The 15,706-nt window shown below is 41.1% G+C and carries 16 protein-coding genes and 1 tRNA gene; 9 read left to right on the forward strand and 8 right to left on the reverse strand.

What is annotated here, in order from left to right; all coding sequences use genetic code 11:
- Positions 1 to 27 precede the first annotated feature (27 nt).
- Positions 28 to 1,368: a sensor histidine kinase gene (locus MIC7126_RS0120480; protein ID WP_017655024.1), complete on the reverse strand. Its 1,341-nt coding sequence runs from the start codon at positions 1,366 to 1,368 to the stop codon at positions 28 to 30.
- A gap of 246 nt (positions 1,369 to 1,614) precedes the next feature.
- Between MIC7126_RS0120480 and MIC7126_RS28680 the strand changes: the two genes are divergently transcribed.
- Positions 1,615 to 2,100, forward strand: a complete 486-nt coding sequence (locus tag MIC7126_RS28680; protein ID WP_017655025.1) for a Spy/CpxP family protein refolding chaperone — start codon at positions 1,615 to 1,617, stop codon at positions 2,098 to 2,100.
- A gap of 344 nt (positions 2,101 to 2,444) precedes the next feature.
- Positions 2,445 to 3,266, forward strand: coding sequence for an alkaline phosphatase D family protein (locus MIC7126_RS28010; RefSeq protein WP_017655026.1), 822 nt, complete (start codon positions 2,445 to 2,447; stop codon positions 3,264 to 3,266).
- Between the two features lie 177 nt (positions 3,267 to 3,443).
- On the opposite strand, the gene MIC7126_RS0120495 is transcribed toward MIC7126_RS28010, so the two are convergent.
- The 3 genes from MIC7126_RS0120495 to MIC7126_RS0120505 all read right to left on the reverse strand — a co-directional run bounded on the left by MIC7126_RS0120495 (position 3,444) and on the right by MIC7126_RS0120505 (position 5,288).
- Complete coding sequence (locus tag MIC7126_RS0120495; RefSeq protein WP_017655027.1) at positions 3,444 to 4,007, reverse strand: GNAT family N-acetyltransferase; 564 nt, start codon at positions 4,005 to 4,007, stop codon at positions 3,444 to 3,446.
- A 257-nt stretch (positions 4,008 to 4,264) separates the two neighbouring features.
- Positions 4,265 to 4,337: transfer RNA gene (locus tag MIC7126_RS0120500), tRNA-Phe, on the reverse strand.
- 90 nt (positions 4,338 to 4,427) lie between these two features.
- Positions 4,428 to 5,288, reverse strand: coding sequence for a metal ABC transporter permease (locus MIC7126_RS0120505; RefSeq protein WP_017655028.1), 861 nt, complete (start codon positions 5,286 to 5,288; stop codon positions 4,428 to 4,430).
- A 159-nt stretch (positions 5,289 to 5,447) separates the two neighbouring features.
- Here MIC7126_RS0120505 and MIC7126_RS28885 point away from each other — a divergent pair, with 159 nt between their 5' ends.
- From MIC7126_RS28885 to MIC7126_RS0120530, 5 genes are all read left to right on the forward strand, one after another.
- Positions 5,448 to 5,603 carry a DUF3285 domain-containing protein gene (locus MIC7126_RS28885; RefSeq protein WP_017655029.1) on the forward strand — a complete coding sequence of 52 codons (156 nt, stop codon included), beginning with the start codon at positions 5,448 to 5,450 and terminating at the stop codon, positions 5,601 to 5,603.
- Between the two features lie 100 nt (positions 5,604 to 5,703).
- Positions 5,704 to 6,231 carry an rRNA maturation RNase YbeY gene (ybeY, locus tag MIC7126_RS0120515; RefSeq protein WP_017655030.1) on the forward strand — a complete coding sequence of 176 codons (528 nt, stop codon included), beginning with the start codon at positions 5,704 to 5,706 and terminating at the stop codon, positions 6,229 to 6,231.
- A gap of 142 nt (positions 6,232 to 6,373) precedes the next feature.
- Positions 6,374 to 6,832, forward strand: a complete 459-nt coding sequence (locus MIC7126_RS0120520) for a diacylglycerol kinase family protein (RefSeq protein ID WP_017655031.1) — start codon at positions 6,374 to 6,376, stop codon at positions 6,830 to 6,832.
- A gap of 234 nt (positions 6,833 to 7,066) precedes the next feature.
- Positions 7,067 to 7,666 (forward strand): anthranilate synthase component II, encoded by a 600-nt coding sequence (locus MIC7126_RS0120525; RefSeq protein ID WP_017655032.1) that lies wholly within the window; start codon positions 7,067 to 7,069, stop codon positions 7,664 to 7,666.
- 3 nt (positions 7,667 to 7,669) lie between these two features.
- Positions 7,670 to 8,437: an MBL fold metallo-hydrolase gene (locus tag MIC7126_RS0120530; protein WP_017655033.1), complete on the forward strand. Its 768-nt coding sequence runs from the start codon at positions 7,670 to 7,672 to the stop codon at positions 8,435 to 8,437.
- Between the two features lie 169 nt (positions 8,438 to 8,606).
- Here the strand turns inward: MIC7126_RS0120530 and MIC7126_RS0120535 are convergent, their stop codons facing one another.
- Positions 8,607 to 10,001 carry an FG-GAP repeat domain-containing protein gene (locus tag MIC7126_RS0120535; RefSeq protein ID WP_017655034.1) on the reverse strand — a complete coding sequence of 465 codons (1,395 nt, stop codon included), beginning with the start codon at positions 9,999 to 10,001 and terminating at the stop codon, positions 8,607 to 8,609.
- Positions 10,002 to 10,307: 306 nt separating this feature from the next.
- Between MIC7126_RS0120535 and MIC7126_RS0120545 the strand changes: the two genes are divergently transcribed.
- Positions 10,308 to 11,600 carry an aminopeptidase P N-terminal domain-containing protein gene (locus MIC7126_RS0120545; protein ID WP_026100421.1) on the forward strand — a complete coding sequence of 431 codons (1,293 nt, stop codon included), beginning with the start codon at positions 10,308 to 10,310 and terminating at the stop codon, positions 11,598 to 11,600.
- Positions 11,601 to 11,726: 126 nt separating this feature from the next.
- Here the strand turns inward: MIC7126_RS0120545 and MIC7126_RS0120550 are convergent, their stop codons facing one another.
- Together MIC7126_RS0120550 and MIC7126_RS0120555 are read right to left on the reverse strand one after the other, a co-directional pair.
- Positions 11,727 to 13,274: a tetratricopeptide repeat protein gene (locus tag MIC7126_RS0120550; protein WP_017655037.1), complete on the reverse strand. Its 1,548-nt coding sequence runs from the start codon at positions 13,272 to 13,274 to the stop codon at positions 11,727 to 11,729.
- Positions 13,275 to 13,401: 127 nt separating this feature from the next.
- On the reverse strand, positions 13,402 to 14,298 hold the full coding sequence (locus MIC7126_RS0120555; RefSeq protein ID WP_017655038.1) for a prohibitin family protein: 897 nt from the start codon (positions 14,296 to 14,298) through the stop codon (positions 13,402 to 13,404).
- A 109-nt stretch (positions 14,299 to 14,407) separates the two neighbouring features.
- Between MIC7126_RS0120555 and MIC7126_RS0120560 the strand changes: the two genes are divergently transcribed.
- Complete coding sequence (locus MIC7126_RS0120560; RefSeq protein ID WP_017655039.1) at positions 14,408 to 14,590, forward strand: hypothetical protein; 183 nt, start codon at positions 14,408 to 14,410, stop codon at positions 14,588 to 14,590.
- Between the two features lie 16 nt (positions 14,591 to 14,606).
- On the opposite strand, the gene MIC7126_RS32035 is transcribed toward MIC7126_RS0120560, so the two are convergent.
- Positions 14,607 to 15,551, reverse strand: a complete 945-nt coding sequence (locus MIC7126_RS32035) for a PstS family phosphate ABC transporter substrate-binding protein (RefSeq protein WP_420795566.1) — start codon at positions 15,549 to 15,551, stop codon at positions 14,607 to 14,609.
- Positions 15,552 to 15,706: the final 155 nt, after the last annotated feature.

Consider the following 15,706-nt stretch of genomic DNA (forward strand, 5'->3'; position numbering starts at 1 on the left):
GGCTGAGGGATGCATTCTCCAATCGCTTCACCTGTTAAGAATTGGCATGATAGCTTGAATTCGACAACCATCTGCTGGTTGACTGATAATTTGCAATTTTCCTCCTAAAGCTAAGGTGCGTTCTAACATTCCTTGGAGTCCAAAACCTGTGGTATTCTGTTCAGGATTGAAGCCTTGACCATTATCTTCTACTAATAGGGATAACATTCCTGCTTCCGTTTGCAATTCTAATGTTACTTGCGTTGCTTGACTATGCTTGTAAATATTAGTTAATGCTTCTTGAATAATACGATAACTGGCTGTGCTAACATCGGAAGTCAATGATTGTGATATGTTAACACAACAATTTGGCTGTATATTGGTCATGTTTTGGAAATTAAGCAGCAAATTGGCGATCGCATTTTCTAAAGATTGACCTTGTAGAGGGTCAACACGCAGAGATGCAACAGATTGGCGCACTTCTTTGAGAGCATTCGATCCTAATTTTTTCGCTGCGGTTAAAAATATTTCCGTTTTTTCTACATTGGTTTGGCAAAATAACATAGCATTTTCTAATTGGATACTTTGAGCCGTTAAATAATGCCCTAAAGAATCATGAATTTCGCGAGCTATGCGATTACGTTCTTGTAGAGTTGCTTGATCTTCAATCCGCAAAGCATATTGTTGTAGTTGATTGTGGGCTTGGGCTAGTTTTTGCCTACTTTGACGTTCTGCTAATAAAGCATTAACTAATAACAACACAAATACTAACACTAAACCAAATAATAAAGCTGTATTTAATGTGAGATTCAACATCAAAAATTTAACTTCATCAGCAGTAATTTGGTATCGTAATGGAGCTGGTGGTCTTGGGGGTGGTGGTGGTGCGATCGCCCAAGGCATTGATTGACCGGGCATAGGTTTAATAATTGGTGCTTGTAGAGAAGAAATATTGAAAATAGGAATAAATGAAGTTAGTAAAAATGAAATAAATACCAACCCAGCAACTATTAACCGACCTTGGGGTGAGAAAATTAAGCAACTACGAATTACTACAATTAGATAGAGTAAAGAAAAATTATTATTGCGCCCTCCTATATCTGTAGCAATTAAAATTAGTCCCAATTCCAAAGCTGTGTAAAGCAACTTATCAATTTGACGCTTAGGTAATTTCAACCCCATCAATCCAAATCCAAAAATGCTGAGGATTGTTAGTGAAGAAAAAGGTGATGGTAGACCATGTGGCGCAGGTGGAATCCCAAAAAGGCTTCTTAGCTGAAAGATTTCACCTAAAGGAAACATTGGTAATACTGTAATTCCTAGTAGAATCCACTCTAAATAAAGGAGTAAGCGAAAAGGGTGAGTTTGGAATTTAATTGAGCGAGCCACGGTAATAAGTGCAGTGGGAGTATTTTAGTTTAACTTTTACTGTAACTCTTTCAAGCGTTTAGTTAATAGAGCCTTTGGTAGCGATCGCATAATTTCAGCTTAGTACTAAAGTCCTATTTAATTTCATGACGTTAGTTGCAAATGTTTTTGGGAGCTTAGATCCATGCGTTGCTTTCAATAAAAGTCTTAAGATTAATTCATCGAACTACAAAGAAGTTCGAGTTCGTCAAATCACGGGAGATATTTATGAAACTTAAATTTGTTTCCATCTTAGCTGGCACAATTAGCTTCATCACTTTGTTTACTAATGCAGGAATTTTTTCCACTCAAGCGCAAACAGTACATAACCAATTGCAACTAATACCTACAATAGCGCAAATACCACATGGAAGACCACCATTCCCGCCACTAGAAGAACTCAATTTAACGACAGAACAGCAGGCACAGGTGAGAGAAATTATGGAAGAAATGCGCCCTCAATTAGAAGCAATCAAACCTCGACAATTGCAACTAACACCAGAACAAAAACAACAATTTGAAGCTGGTCAACCTGTCCAAGTTACGCTGATTCCTCCCACCGCTGAAGAAAAAGCAAAAATGGAACAAGTCATGCAGAATGTTAAACAAAAACTAGATAAAATTCTCACATCTGAACAGCGACAAAAATTGGAAGAATTGCAGCAAAAACCTAAAAATACAAATCGCTTAATTAATTCAAAGCTGAATTTGTAATTATAGGAGCGATCGCCAGATGATGAGCCAATAATTAATCATTCGTAATTAAACGAAAAAATGGAAAGTTTGGAGTGCTGAATAGCAGCATTCTGAACTTTTATAAAAAGTTATTTACCTTTGCATATCTGGAACAAAGCAACCACCAAAATCGATAATTTCTTGGTTAATCAAATAGTGGTGGAAACACATATTAATAGCGATTATGAATTGTTAATTACAAATTATTTTGATGATAATGACTTCTTAACTTATTCTTGAAACAAGAATTACTAATTGAATGGTAAGGTCTTTCCGTAATCAAATTTACCATTTGATAAAATAATTCATCAGGAAAAATATTCATGGATCGTCATCAGCTAGAGCAAATATTTTCAAGCCGCATGAGTCGCCGTCGCCTGTTAGTTGAGGTAGGGGTGATGACCGGATTGGCTATTTCTACCAAATTTTCTCACACTATGCCAATCGGCCCAGATATGAAGTTATATCGGCGGTTGACCTACGGCAATTTGGCAGAATTCAACGTCATGGATACCCGTCAGTACCGAACAGACCAACCATGCGGCGATGGTAAAAAAGCCCGCTGTGCAGAAGCGCTCGCGCCAGAAGCTACTTTGACCGGCACACGTCAAGAAAAATGGCTGTTTCAAGGTCTAGACCGCTCTCACGCCAAATGGAATATCCTCGCCCAGCAAGTGATCATATCCCAAATTGATCGCACAGTCGGGCTAGGGCAGACCTTCAACATGGATGTGTGGGATGGTTACTATGCTAATCGTCAGCGGGTGCTAAATTTCTTGCAAGAGCGTCAGCCATCTAACCCTGTTGTACTAGCCGGCGATGTGCATAGCAATTGGGCTATGGATTTAAAACTAGACTTCGATCAGCCTGATTCTAATACAGTAGGTAGCGAATTTGTCTGCACATCTATCAGTTCTGGTGGTAATGGCGCAGACACCAGTGCCTCAGTCCAAGCCTACCTTCCCGAAAATCCTCACATCAAGTTCTACAACGGTCAGCGAGGCTATATCCGCTGCCAGATCACACCCCATGTTTGGCAAACTGACTACCGTGTAGTAGCGACGGTTACAGTACCAGATGCACCCATCAATACCCGTGCCTCGTTTATTGTCGAAAGTGGACAGCCTGGCGTTCGACTTGCTTAAGTTCTATTTTTGGAGACGTGGTTTTCCCGTCTGTCTCCAAAAACCATTTTCCATCAAGTTCAGTAGACCTAACCGAAAATGAATATATAGCGGTGCTATTAAAAGGTTGGATATCACTTAGTGATGCGGATATGCCAGCTAATATTGCCCCTAGTACACTTTTTTGTGAATTTATAATTAAACTGTTAATCGATAGAATAAGTGGGGTAGGTTTGCATGAATAATGTCGCGTTCATATTTAAATCCTAACTTTTCCATCACGCGTTGAGACGCTTTGTTAGTTGTCAGTGTAAAGCAGACTATTTCAGGCAAATTTAGAAGTTCAAATCCAATTTTCAATATTTCTTCACCCATCTCTGTTGCTAATCCTTTACCCCAAAAATTAGCCATTAAAGCATAAGCTAATTCAATCTCGTTATTACCTTCTACGTTAATATTACGAAGACCAGCACGACCAACAAATTGATGATTAGTTTTATCTCGAAAGACCCACAAACCGAATTCATATTGTTGCCAATGATTTAAGTTATTGAGAATCAACAACCGTGTTGCTTCATCAGAACGCACACCACCTAAAGTCGCCATAACTTGCTGATCTTGGTGCATACGGTAAAGTTCATTCAAATGTTGAAAACACAGACGTTCAGCAAGCAATCGGCGTGTAGAAAATGTCTCTATTAATTGCATAACTATTTTAGGAAAGCTCAGGTGGTCTGAGATTTGTAAAATTGGTTGCACCATAGTGATTATCGATCATTTTGGCTGAAGTTCCACTTCACCTACCAATCGCAGTGCTATTAATATGTGCTTCCACACATAAACTAATAAAGGTATATCGTGTCTGGTAGCTTTTCTACACCATTTACACCCAATTTGTATCTAAAGGTATCCAAAACCGTCTAAAAATGGCATAAAGACTAGAACATTGATCCTCCATTTTTCAGGGATTAAAAAGCATAAACCCCTTGAAATAGCTGATATCAAGGGGTTTTGGTTTATGCCAGGAACGAGACTTGAACTCGTGACACGAGGATTTTCAGTCCTCTGCTCTACCAACTGAGCTATCCCGGCGGGGATATTTGCTGTGCCTTTGTTTATTGGCCACGATTAATAACAATAGCAAACCAAGCAGAATTTTGCAAGCGCTTACCAAAAAAAACTTTACACCATCTGCGCCGTCAACTTGACCCCGATGAAAACAGCAATGAATACCAAAAACTGCACCAGCACTATACTAGGGCCGGAGGCTATGTTAAACACACCCGAAGCTATGATCCCTACTACACTACTCGTACAACCAATAATTACAGACATCACCAAAAAACGAGTAAAATTATGACTCATGAGTTTGGCTGTAGATGCGGGGATGACGAGAAAAGCGTTGACTAGCAGCACGCCCACAGCTTTAATTGCCAAAGCCACAGCCAGAGATAGTAAGACTACGAATCCATATCGATAAAATTGGATGGGGATACCTTGAACCTTTGCCACATCTGGGTTAAGAGTCAACAAAATTTGTTGTCGTAGGGAAGATAACACAAACACGCTACCTCCCATGAGTAGCAGCAGCGTCAAAATTAAATCCGTGGCGTCGATAGCGAGAATGTCGCCAAACAGCACTGCCATCAAGTTACCGCGATATCCTTGAATTAGACTAGTGAGAATGACGCCGATCGCTAATGCCCCTGAAAGAATAATACTGAGGATGCTATCACTAGCTAAATCTGTTTTATCGATTAAGTAGAGAACGACAACACCAAAAACTAAGGTAAACGGTAATAGGGTTCCTGTGGGATTCACCTGCAAGAGCACACCCAAAGCTACACCAACTAACGCTGCGTGACCGACAGCATGGCTAAAAAAAGATAGCTGGCGCAGAGTCGCAAAACTACCCAACAACCCGCCCAAAATTCCCATCAACACTGCACCGACGATCGCTCGCTGCATAAATGGGAACTGTAATAAACTTACTAAATCACTACCATTAGCGATCGCTAGTTCAGTTATTGGCAAATAATCCATAGCTAATTTACTCAATTACCTTCATCGTCTGCAAAAGTTTTACATCTCCCCGCCCGGACACGCAACCCCAGTTGCTTCATACTTCATCTTTCACCCTTCATCCTTCATCCTTCATTAGCTGTTACATTTATATGTGAAAGAGATTGTGACTAAATCATCATGAGTGACTCTCAGGTCAAAGAACGCCAACCCAGCTATGTGAAACTCGCCATGCGAAACATGGTACGCAAGGGTGGTACTTCTCTCAAGCATTTTGCGCTGACCACTTTGGGGCTTCTAGCTGTCTTTGTCGGTCTTGCATACCTCACCCGCTGACAAAACACATCTTCAACAAAACTTAATATACAAATTGATTGGTTTCATACTTCATACTTCAGCCTTTTTGTACTAGTCCCTCACCCCCATTATCAAGAAAGTGCTTGTTGAACTAGACGTACAGAATTATTTTGATGAGTTGTCCCCAAAAGCATCTATAAATTTTGGGGATGACTCTGCTCCTCTAACCACCGAGACTTGGGAAAATTGGTTTAATCAGTGGTTACAAATCCTAGAAGATGATTTACCGACAGCATCAGGCTACGAAATTGGACTGCGTTTGACAAACGACGCAGAAATTGAAACTCTCAACGCCCAGTTCCGTCATCAAAATCGACCAACAGATGTTTTGTCTTTTCCGGCTTTAGAAGTTGATTTTCCTGAAAATCAAGAACTGCTGAATTCTGAGCCGTTGTATCTAGGTGATATCGTGATTTCCGTAGATACCGCCCAACGTCAAGCTCAACAACAACAACATAATCTGTCAACAGAACTAGCTTGGTTAGCTGCTCACGGTTTACTGCACCTTTTAGGTTGGGATCATCCTGATGAAGAAAGTTTGATGCATATGCTGATTCAGCAAGTAATATTACTGAAGGCAATAAGTATCACTATTGACATAGAATAAGTACTAACCTTATGACCGTAAATTTAAATATTTAGTGATCTTTTCGTAAGACTTCTGTAGGAAATTGCCCAAAACTTTATCAGACTATTAAAATCGGCCCATATCCCCAGCTTTTCTACCCTGACTCTGGATTTTTAAGCCTATGTCCCAAAAAGTTTCACCGCCACCAACATCGACAAACTGCTTACCCACACTTGTGGCCAAAGAACGGGAATTATCCTGGCAAGTAGCCTCTAATATATTAGTAAGTTTTCGCTATGCTTGGGCTGGAATCGTTTATGGTTTCCAGACGCAGCGTAACTTCCGCATCCACGTCAGTGTTTGTGGTTTAGCGATCGCTCTGAGCATCTTTTTGCATCTGCAAGCTGTGGAAATAGCAGTTATCGGCATCACCAGCGGTTTAGTTTTGGCTCTAGAGTTACTCAATACCGCCATTGAGTCAGTGGTTGACTTAACTGTGAAGCAAACTTACCATGAATTGGCAAAAATTGCTAAAGATTGTGCTGCCGGTGCTGTGTTAATTTCGGCCCTAGTCGCTGTATTAGTAGCAGGTATACTCTTACTCCCCCCCCTCGCCCACTTGATCGTCTCGGCTTTGTAAATGTGGCTGCTGACCCCTCTCCATTGCACACCATTTTTGATGTACAATTCCTCTCCCATACTTTTAGCAAAATCGAATATTGTAAAGCGACTGCTATCCATATCGGCTGGGTAAATCTTCTTGACAACCAAACTTCCCGCGATTTTTGGTACTTTGATGACATTTACAGCAGTTAAAATTTAGTGACAATTAAGCCAGAAGGGATGAGTAGTAGAAAAGAGGGAGTTATCAGCCGTGATTATTGTTATAGACAATTACGATAGTTTTACATATAACTTAGTGCAGTATCTAGGAGAACTAGCGGTAGAGTTCTCGGTTGCAGAAGATATCCAAGTTTTTCGTAACGACAAAATATCCATAGATGAAATTCAAGCCTTAAATCCTGATGTTGTCGTCATTTCCCCAGGGCCAGGTCGGCCAGAAGACGCCGGTATATCTTTAGATTTAATTGCACAATTAGGTTCTCATTTGCCAATTTTGGGAGTGTGTCTGGGACATCAGAGTATTGGTCAAGTATTCGGTGGTAAAATTATCCCAGCTCCAGAGTTGATGCATGGCAAAACTTCTCAGGTGTCTCACACCGGGGTCGGGGTTTTCCAAGGATTAGAAAATCCACTCACTGCAACCAGATATCATAGTTTGGTGATTGACCGGGAAACTTGCCCTGATGTGTTAGAAATTACTGCTTGGGTTGAAGATGGTACGATTATGGGCGTGCGACATCGGAACTATCGTCACATCCAAGGCGTCCAGTTTCACCCAGAGAGTGTCCTGACGTCTTCAGGTAAACAGCTACTGCGAAACTTTCTGGAACAATTACAGTCGAGAGAGTAATTAATGAAACGACGACAGTTGATAGGCTATGCTGGGGCGGGGCTGGTAGGAACTGTTTTGACTACCTTAAAATCTGAATTTCCAGCTGATGCACAATCTAGTAGTTTATCAGTGCGGTGGTTGGGTCATACTTGCTTTCTGTTTACGGGTGGCGGTGTGAAAGTTCTTGTCAATCCATTTCGGACGATTGGTTGTACTGCAAAGTATCGTCCGCCGAAAGTCGAGGCTGATTTAGTACTGATTAGCAGTCAACTGCTAGATGAAGGTGCTGTGGATGGATTACCGGGAAATCCTAAACTGATTTATGAAGCGGGAGTTTATGAGTTTAAAGGTATTAAGATCCAAGGGTTCAGTATAGACCACGATCGCAAAGGTGGTAAACAATTCGGGATGAATACTGCTTGGAGTTGGAAGCAAGAAGGAATTAGTATCCTCCACTTGGGAGGCGCTGCTGCGCCCATTTCCTTTGAGCAGAAAATCCTCATGGGGCGTCCTGATGTGGCGCTGATTCCCGTGGGGGGTAGCGCTAAAGCTTACACTCCTCAGGAAGCCAAGCAAGCAATTCAGATTTTAAACCCCAAATTGGTGATTCCTACTCACTACCGCACAGCAGCAGCGGATACAGCTACCTGCGATCTTTCTCCAGTCGATGAATTTCTCACTGTGATGCAAGGAACCACGGTGCGTCGCGGTGAAAATGACACTATTAATATTACTCCTGGTACCTTACCAGAAAGCAGTGTAATTCAAACTTTGAGTTATAAATTTTAACTAATTCGTCGGCATTGTTTTTTCTATTTTGTAGAGACGCATAATTACGCGTCTCTACAATTTTGAGGTAGTAGATTCACCTTGGTTTGTTGTGTGTTCCGGATTCAGAATGATTTCCACGCCGCGTCTTTTGGCGTAGTTTTTGGGAAAATTGGCTAGGAATTAATGGTTAGAAAGTGATCCATTGTTGGATGGGTTTACCGTCTGCGCCCAATACTGGTTGACCGTCTCCTCCGAGTTTAACTGGAGAAAGCTTATCTTTATCTGCTACAGGGGTTCTGGTTACTGTTGTACCGTTACCGTTGGTTGTCCAAACTTCATCGGCGCCACCAGCGTAATCGCGCCAGAAAATGTCTGTCTTACCGTCACCGTTGAAGTCACCAAAGGACGCTTTTGAAGATGTGGAAGTGGGTGAGAGGAAGGTTTCGGTGGTGAGTGCTGTACCATCCATCAGCCAAGAGGTGTTTTCTCCGGTGGCTTCATTGTGCCAGAAAACATCGGTTTTACCGTCGCCGTTGAAATCACCAATGTTAGATTTCCAGTTGGAGTCGAGAGTTTTTAGAGAACCAGTGGTGAAGAAGATGTTATTTGGTAACAGAGAATTCGTTACCCAAACAGCGTTTTCGCCTGTTTGATTGTTGCGCCAGAGGATGTCTGTTTTATAGTCGCCGTTGAAATCGCCGACGCTGGAAGTCCAGTTTGCATCTAGCGTCTCTAATGCGCTCTTATTGGCTTGTGTCCCATCCATGAACCAAGCGCTGTTTTCTCCTGCTGTGCTGCGCCAGAAGATGTCTGTTTTGCCATTACCGTCAAAATCAACCATTGTGGGATTCCAGGTGGCGTCTTGGGCATCGATGACGGTGGCGCTGGTAACGGCTTGGGGTTGGGTAGCATCAATCAGCCAAATGGCGTTTTCACCTGTTTTGGTGTTGCGCCAGAAAATATCGGTTTTGCGATCGCCATTGAAATCACCAATTAAGGGAGTCCAAGCGGCGTCAACTGAGTCTAAAGCGATGACGGTCGGTGCGTCTACGCCATTCATTAGGAAAATTTGATTTCTTCCTGTGGATTGATCTCGCAACAGTAAATCTGTCTTACCATCACCGTTGAAATCAGCAATTTTGGAAGTTGTGGTGGGGGTTAGTTGAATAGCGCCCAGAGTTCCTTTGACATCACCATTATCTTTGTTGGAACCCTCAGCAATCACTGATGAACCATTCATCAGCCTCACTTTCAATTCACCGGTTGTTTGATCAACCCAAACTTTATCGGTTTTACCGTCACCGTTAAAATCAGGCACAATTGCAGCACTAGTTAAGTAAGGATTGGGATTAGGATTAGCTCCCACCAATGGTAATTGGATGTTTGGTAATGTTGGTGTGGTGCTTGGATTTTCTGCTGTGGAACTGCTGCGTCCACTAAAAGAACTCAAACTTAAATCACCAAGATTTTCTGATAATTGATTGGTAAATTGCAAAGATTGTCTTGCCCAATTGTTGGTATCCAAAGATAATACTGATGGGTTTTGGCTCTCTAACATGTGGTTTTTATCGTTAGGTGTCATAAGAGTTTTAACTCTTTAATTGGATTGATTTCTGTGATTAAATAACATTTTTCATTAATTAAATTTTGTGGGGCAATCATTTTAAAAATATAAATGTCAGCTTTTGTGAACAAAAAATATTTGCCATAAAGGATTTTCTAAAATTTGGCAAGCTGTAAATAATCACTGTGAAAAAATTTTGATTTATGTCATCATTTATCGACAAAATGTTGCCTACGGCAAATATTAGTAACAATAAGTGTGATGTGTGCAATTTGTCGTGAGTAGACGCTAAGATATCACCAGAATGTGCAACTTCCAGCAGCTATGCAAGCAGAATATCGGGAACGTCGTCAGCAATTAATGTCAAAAATTGGCAATGGAACAGCAATTTTTTGCAGTGCGCCAACCACAGAACATGCTTATCGTCAGGATAGCGATTTTTTCTATTTGACTGGATTTCCAGAGCCACAAGCGGTGGCTGTGTTAGCGCCGCATCACGCAGAATACCAGTTTATCTTGTTTGTGCAACCCAAGGATCGGGAAAAAGAAGTGTGGACTGGTTATGTCTGCGGAGTAGAAGCGGCTAAAGAGATTTATGGTGCAGATGCAGTTTATCCGATCGCTGAATTGAATGAGAAGTTACCGCAATATTTGGAAAAGGCCGATCGCCTTTATTATCATCTAGGACGCGATCGCCCTTTTAATCATACAGTCTTGGAACATTACCAAAATCTGCTGCAAACTTATCCTAAACGCGGTACAGGCCCCATCGCTATCGAAGACCCAGGCCCTATCCTCCACAGCATGAGATTGATTAAAAGTCAATCGGAATTAGAATTGATGCGTCAAGCAGCAGCGATCGCCACCACAGCGCACAATTACGCCAGGGAGTTTACAGCACCTGGACTTTATGAATATGAGGTACAAGCGGAAATAGAACACATCTTTCGCCGTCGGGGTGCTGCGGGACCGGCTTATACTTCTATTGTCGCTGCTGGTACCAATGCTTGCGTGTTGCACTACATCGAGAACAACCGCCAAATGCAGGATGGAGATTTGCTATTGATTGATGCTGGTTGCGACTATCAGCATTACAACTCAGACATCACGCGGACATTTCCGATTAGTGGCAAGTTTAGTGCAGAGCAGAAGCTATTATATGAAATAGTTTTAGCAGCCCAAACACAAGCGATCGCTCAAGTAAAACCCGGTAACACCTTTAAATCAGTCCATGATACCGCTGTCCGCGTCATCACCGCAGGCTTAGTGGAACTAGGAATTCTCAAAGGCGAGCTTGACAATCTCATTACTGAAGAAAAATATAAACCATATTACATGCACCGTACCAGTCATTGGTTAGGCTTGGATGTGCATGATGTCGGCGTTTACCAGTACGGTGAGGAGCAATCACAGATTTTACAACTAGGTCAAGTGCTGACTGTGGAACCAGGATTGTATATTGTTCCCGATACTAAATTAGCTGAAGACCAGCCAGTCACAGACCCCCGCTGGGTGGGGATTGGGATTCGCATTGAGGATGATGTCTTAGTTACCAGCACAGGAAATGAAGTTTTAACTGCTGGAGTTCCCAAAACGATAGATGAATTGGAGAGTTGAACAAAGAAATGTTGAGCGCAATGTAGGGGCGAACGGCTGTTCGCCCTCAGCTGGTTAAGGCGTTCGCCCTGAGCTCATTTCTAGAAATGTCTAATATAAAAAATCCTTGCTATAGTAGCGACCTATTTAAAAGTTTAAAATATCTATTGATGCTGCTATTTCTAAATCTAATATTTTTTGCCGCACATCGTTGTATTCTGATAGCTTACCTGCGCGCCAATATAAATCTGCAGCTTTTTGATAATCTGTAAGCGATCGCTGTTGCTCTCCCATAGCCAAAAAGGTCTGCCCGCGCTGATAATAAGCATCAATATAATGAGGATTAATTTTGATTACTTGGGTATAATCGGCAATTGCTCCCTCATAATCTTCCAAATCATAACGAGCATCGGCACGATTTTTATAAGCATCAATATAATGAGGATTAATCTTGATTACTTGAGTGTAATCGGCAATTGCTCCCTCATAATCTCCTAAATCATAACGAGCATCAGCACGATTTTTATAAGCAACAGCATCATGAGGATTCAGCTTGATAGCCTGATTAAATTTTTGTTGATTTGTGAGCAAATAACGAGCAATGTTACTATTCGTATTACTTAAAGCATAATCAGGATTAATTTTGATAGCTTCCGTGTAATCTTCAATTGCTCCTTGATTGTCTCCCATGAGCGAGCGAGCGTCAGCACGGTGGAGATAATTAAGAGCGACATGGGGATTAATTCTAATTGCTTGATCATAATCAGCGATCGCTGCTTCATAATCTCCTAATTGGTAATAACACCAACCTCTTTTATGGTAAACTTTGCCATGATTAGGGTTGATGTTAATTGTTTGATCATAATTAGCGATCGCTCCTAAATAATCAGATTTTTGTTCACAGATTAAACCCTGTTGATAATAAACCTCAGCTTGGTGAATAGGCAATTTTAAAGTTGACTCGTCGTCAGGAATAAATGTATGAGATGCATTTTTAGATAAATTTTGATCAGCTGAAACTTTACCTGTGAAATTGACGCCGCTGACATCAAAATCAGACTCAAATAAAACTACCTGATTGGAGTGAATTTGCTCAGTTGGGAACTGTTGTAAATAGCAAGCCAATCCGCCACCATACAGCAATTGGTCTATACCAAAGGAAATTCTGCCTGTTTTTAGTTTAATCATTTTCGTCGGCAGAAATCCAGCTAAAAATAAGTGATATTCTGATTGCGCTTCGTTCACTTCCTCTTGAATTAAAATGCAAACAACAACTGCATTTTTTTCAACCTCTTCCGAACTAATAGACCAGCGGACTCTATCAATTCGCCCGTGTCGAGATTTCACCTCAACCCCGATTGATGGTTGAGCAGTTAAAGTAAAATCACTTTTACCATCGCCACCAAATCGTTTTTCATAATCAATTTCTGTAATCAAATCTGCTAACCGTTCTTTGACGACTTCTTCACCGAGTTTTCCCTTGAGATTGTTGATAAAAACATCGCGGACTGGTGATAAACGCTTATATTTTTCCGCCATCAACCAGCAAAAATCCCGCAGCGTTTTTAATCTCTCACCAGATATAATCGTTAGCTCACTATGTTGACCTTCTACTTCGCAATGCAGCAGACAACCAGTAGCTAACCTGTGAATAAAATCCGACTGTAGCGATCGCAGTAGCGTAATCCAATCCATCGATAATTCTGCGAGTCTTGAGGTGAGATTATTCTATGCAAATTTTCCCCCCCCGTAAACCTCTAGCAGTGTTACCAGTATAAATTGCCGTAACGCACCGCTTGATCATGGTGTCGCACTCTCAAGTTTATGGCTTTGGGTTTCCTGATTCTGGCTGGATCATAATCGGTACTCCACCTTTTTCGGAGCCAACAATGATAATTTTTGAGTTATTCGATTCCGCGAGTTTTTCTGTAGCTTCAATCGCTCGTAATTGCAGCACTGAATTAGTCAGTCCACCAGAGATAATTTTTTGAGAATCAGCAACGCCTTGAGCTTCAATCCGTTTTCTTTCTGCTTCTTGACGCTCTTTTTCTAAGACAAATTTCATCTGCTGATTTTCTTGCTCTGTTTTGAGTTTATCTTGAATTGCCGCTTGCAATGTATCAGGCATTTTGACGTTTCGCAACAAAGTTTCTTCCACAACAAAACCTAAAGTGGGTATTTGTTGAGTTAGTTGTTGGTCAATTTTTTCGGCGATTTCTTGGCGTTTGGTGGAGTAAATAGCTGCTGCTGGGTAGTTCGCAGTGATAGCGCGGACGGTAGAACGGAACCGAGAAATTACTAATTGTGTTTCGTCAGTCCCGATGTTTTTATACACTGTCGCTGCTTTTTGCGGGTCAAGTTTATATTGCAAACCGACATCTAGATTTAGGCTCAAACCCTCTTGAGATGTCACGTCTACGTTTTCTTTCATATCCTTTAATCGCGTAGAAAAATTCAGTACCTTAGCGAAAGGATTAACTAAATGAACACCTGGATTGAGAGTGTTATCAGAAACTTGTCCAAAAAAGTTGACGACACCAACATTTCCCGGTGGAACAATTACTAAAAGTCTAGAAATAGAAGCTAGGATAGCAACACAGCTAATCAATATAGTAATACCACGCACCGCCAAGCGATATCTTTCATTAGCTATCTTGTTGGTGTTGAGATATATCAGAATTGTAATCAAGCTGGTGAGGAGGGAAACTATAAAGCCCATGAGATTTTTCTTTATGGTGAGGATGCGTTATATACCTTAATCACACCTCCTCTCGACGCTTTTATGAAATTATTTGATACCAGATAAAATATAAATTTTGAGGGATTGAGTGTCGTTTGATTCAACTCAAGTTTGGGCGATCGCTCTGGGAAGAAAACTTTTGGGAAATACACAAAGAGCAAGAGAAGACTTTAATCAAGCACAGCGAATTAATCCCAAAATGACCAAAGATTATTTGAATGCAATTCAGTATCTCAATCAAGCTCTAGAAATTTATGAGGAATTTTATTGACAAATTCAGCAATATTTCAACGAATACGCACAAATCCAGCGTCGCTAATCAGTTTTTGTCCCTGATTTGTTAATAGCATGTTGGCGTATGCTTCACCGGCTTGTTGTTCTAAACTGTTATTATCTTGCTTGACTATCACAAACATGCGGCGCGTAATTGGATATTGACCTGTTTTAAAAGCTGCGATATTTAACTTGTTTCGCTGCTGGGGACATTGTTCGGGTTTAATCAAAGGTTCTTGGTATGGAGGTACAAAACTTTGTCCTGGTTTGGCGATGGGTAGCGGCTTAATCTTACACTGGGGGACGATTTCTGGAGCGGAAGCATAGTAAATACCACCGCGATCGCTAATCAATTTTCCCAAGGCTTGCGTCGTATCCCCGACGTATACTACATTACTTCCAAGTATTTCTTTACCGAGAATATTGTCAACTATAAACTCAACAGTTCCTCCGTCTTCAAAACGACGGGAATAAGGAGTAATCTTGAGGTCAATTCCACCTACCTGTTTCCAGTTAGTGATTTTACCAGTATAAATACCTTTGATTTGGTCTAAGGTAAGACCAGGAATTTTTAAATCGGGGTGAACAGCGATCGCTAATCCGTCTATAGCTACAGGAATTTGTTTAAGACGAAATCCCCGTGGTTGAGCTTTTTGATATTCTTCATCGTTGATGGGACGGGAGGATTGAGCAAAGGTTAATTGTCCATCCAATAACATCCGAATTCCTGTACCGGAACCAGGAGTAGCATTAATCGGAGGAGTGTAGCGTAATTCAAATTTCGGACGGACTTTTTTGATTTCTGGGTCTATATCTTTGCTAATTGGTGCCCAAGATGTGCTACCGCCATAGAGCCATGTACCTTCGGGAACGGTTACAGAATTTAAATCGGAATTGACGCTTTTATTAATAAAATAGAGAACACTAACTACTACACTTACTAAACCTAATAAACCAATTAATAACCAAGGCTGAATATTTTTCTTGGGTTTTTCTGAGGAAATTAACTTCTGAGAATTTGGCTCGTTGGGAGAAATATTCAACAATTTTTTCCAAGTCAAAGGTTCAACATTAGGCTGAATACAAAGTGTTGGCAACCAAATTGCACCAGGGT

Source organism: Fortiea contorta PCC 7126, assembly GCF_000332295.1.
In the GTDB taxonomy this organism is placed as follows: Bacteria; Cyanobacteriota; Cyanobacteriia; order Cyanobacteriales; family Nostocaceae; genus Fortiea; species Fortiea contorta.

Excerpts from the sequence above, each read along its gene's own strand:
- MIC7126_RS28680 (WP_017655025.1), top strand. The coding sequence starts at position 1,615 with ATGAAACTTAAATTTGTTTCCATCTTAGCTGGCACAATTAGCTTCATC.
- MIC7126_RS0120555 (WP_017655038.1), bottom strand. The coding sequence starts at position 14,298 with ATGGGCTTTATAGTTTCCCTCCTCACCAGCTTGATTACAATTCTGATA.
- MIC7126_RS0120545 (WP_026100421.1), top strand. The coding sequence starts at position 10,308 with ATGCAAGCAGAATATCGGGAACGTCGTCAGCAATTAATGTCAAAAATT.
- MIC7126_RS28885 (WP_017655029.1), top strand. The coding sequence starts at position 5,448 with ATGAGTGACTCTCAGGTCAAAGAACGCCAACCCAGCTATGTGAAACTC.
- MIC7126_RS0120530 (WP_017655033.1), top strand. The coding sequence starts at position 7,670 with ATGAAACGACGACAGTTGATAGGCTATGCTGGGGCGGGGCTGGTAGGA.
- MIC7126_RS0120550 (WP_017655037.1), bottom strand. The coding sequence starts at position 13,274 with ATGGATTGGATTACGCTACTGCGATCGCTACAGTCGGATTTTATTCAC.
- MIC7126_RS0120535 (WP_017655034.1), bottom strand. The coding sequence starts at position 10,001 with ATGACACCTAACGATAAAAACCACATGTTAGAGAGCCAAAACCCATCA.
- MIC7126_RS0120505 (WP_017655028.1), bottom strand. The coding sequence starts at position 5,288 with ATGGATTATTTGCCAATAACTGAACTAGCGATCGCTAATGGTAGTGAT.
- MIC7126_RS0120495 (WP_017655027.1), bottom strand. The coding sequence starts at position 4,007 with ATGGTGCAACCAATTTTACAAATCTCAGACCACCTGAGCTTTCCTAAA.
- MIC7126_RS28010 (WP_017655026.1), top strand. The coding sequence starts at position 2,445 with ATGGATCGTCATCAGCTAGAGCAAATATTTTCAAGCCGCATGAGTCGC.
- MIC7126_RS0120520 (WP_017655031.1), top strand. The coding sequence starts at position 6,374 with ATGTCCCAAAAAGTTTCACCGCCACCAACATCGACAAACTGCTTACCC.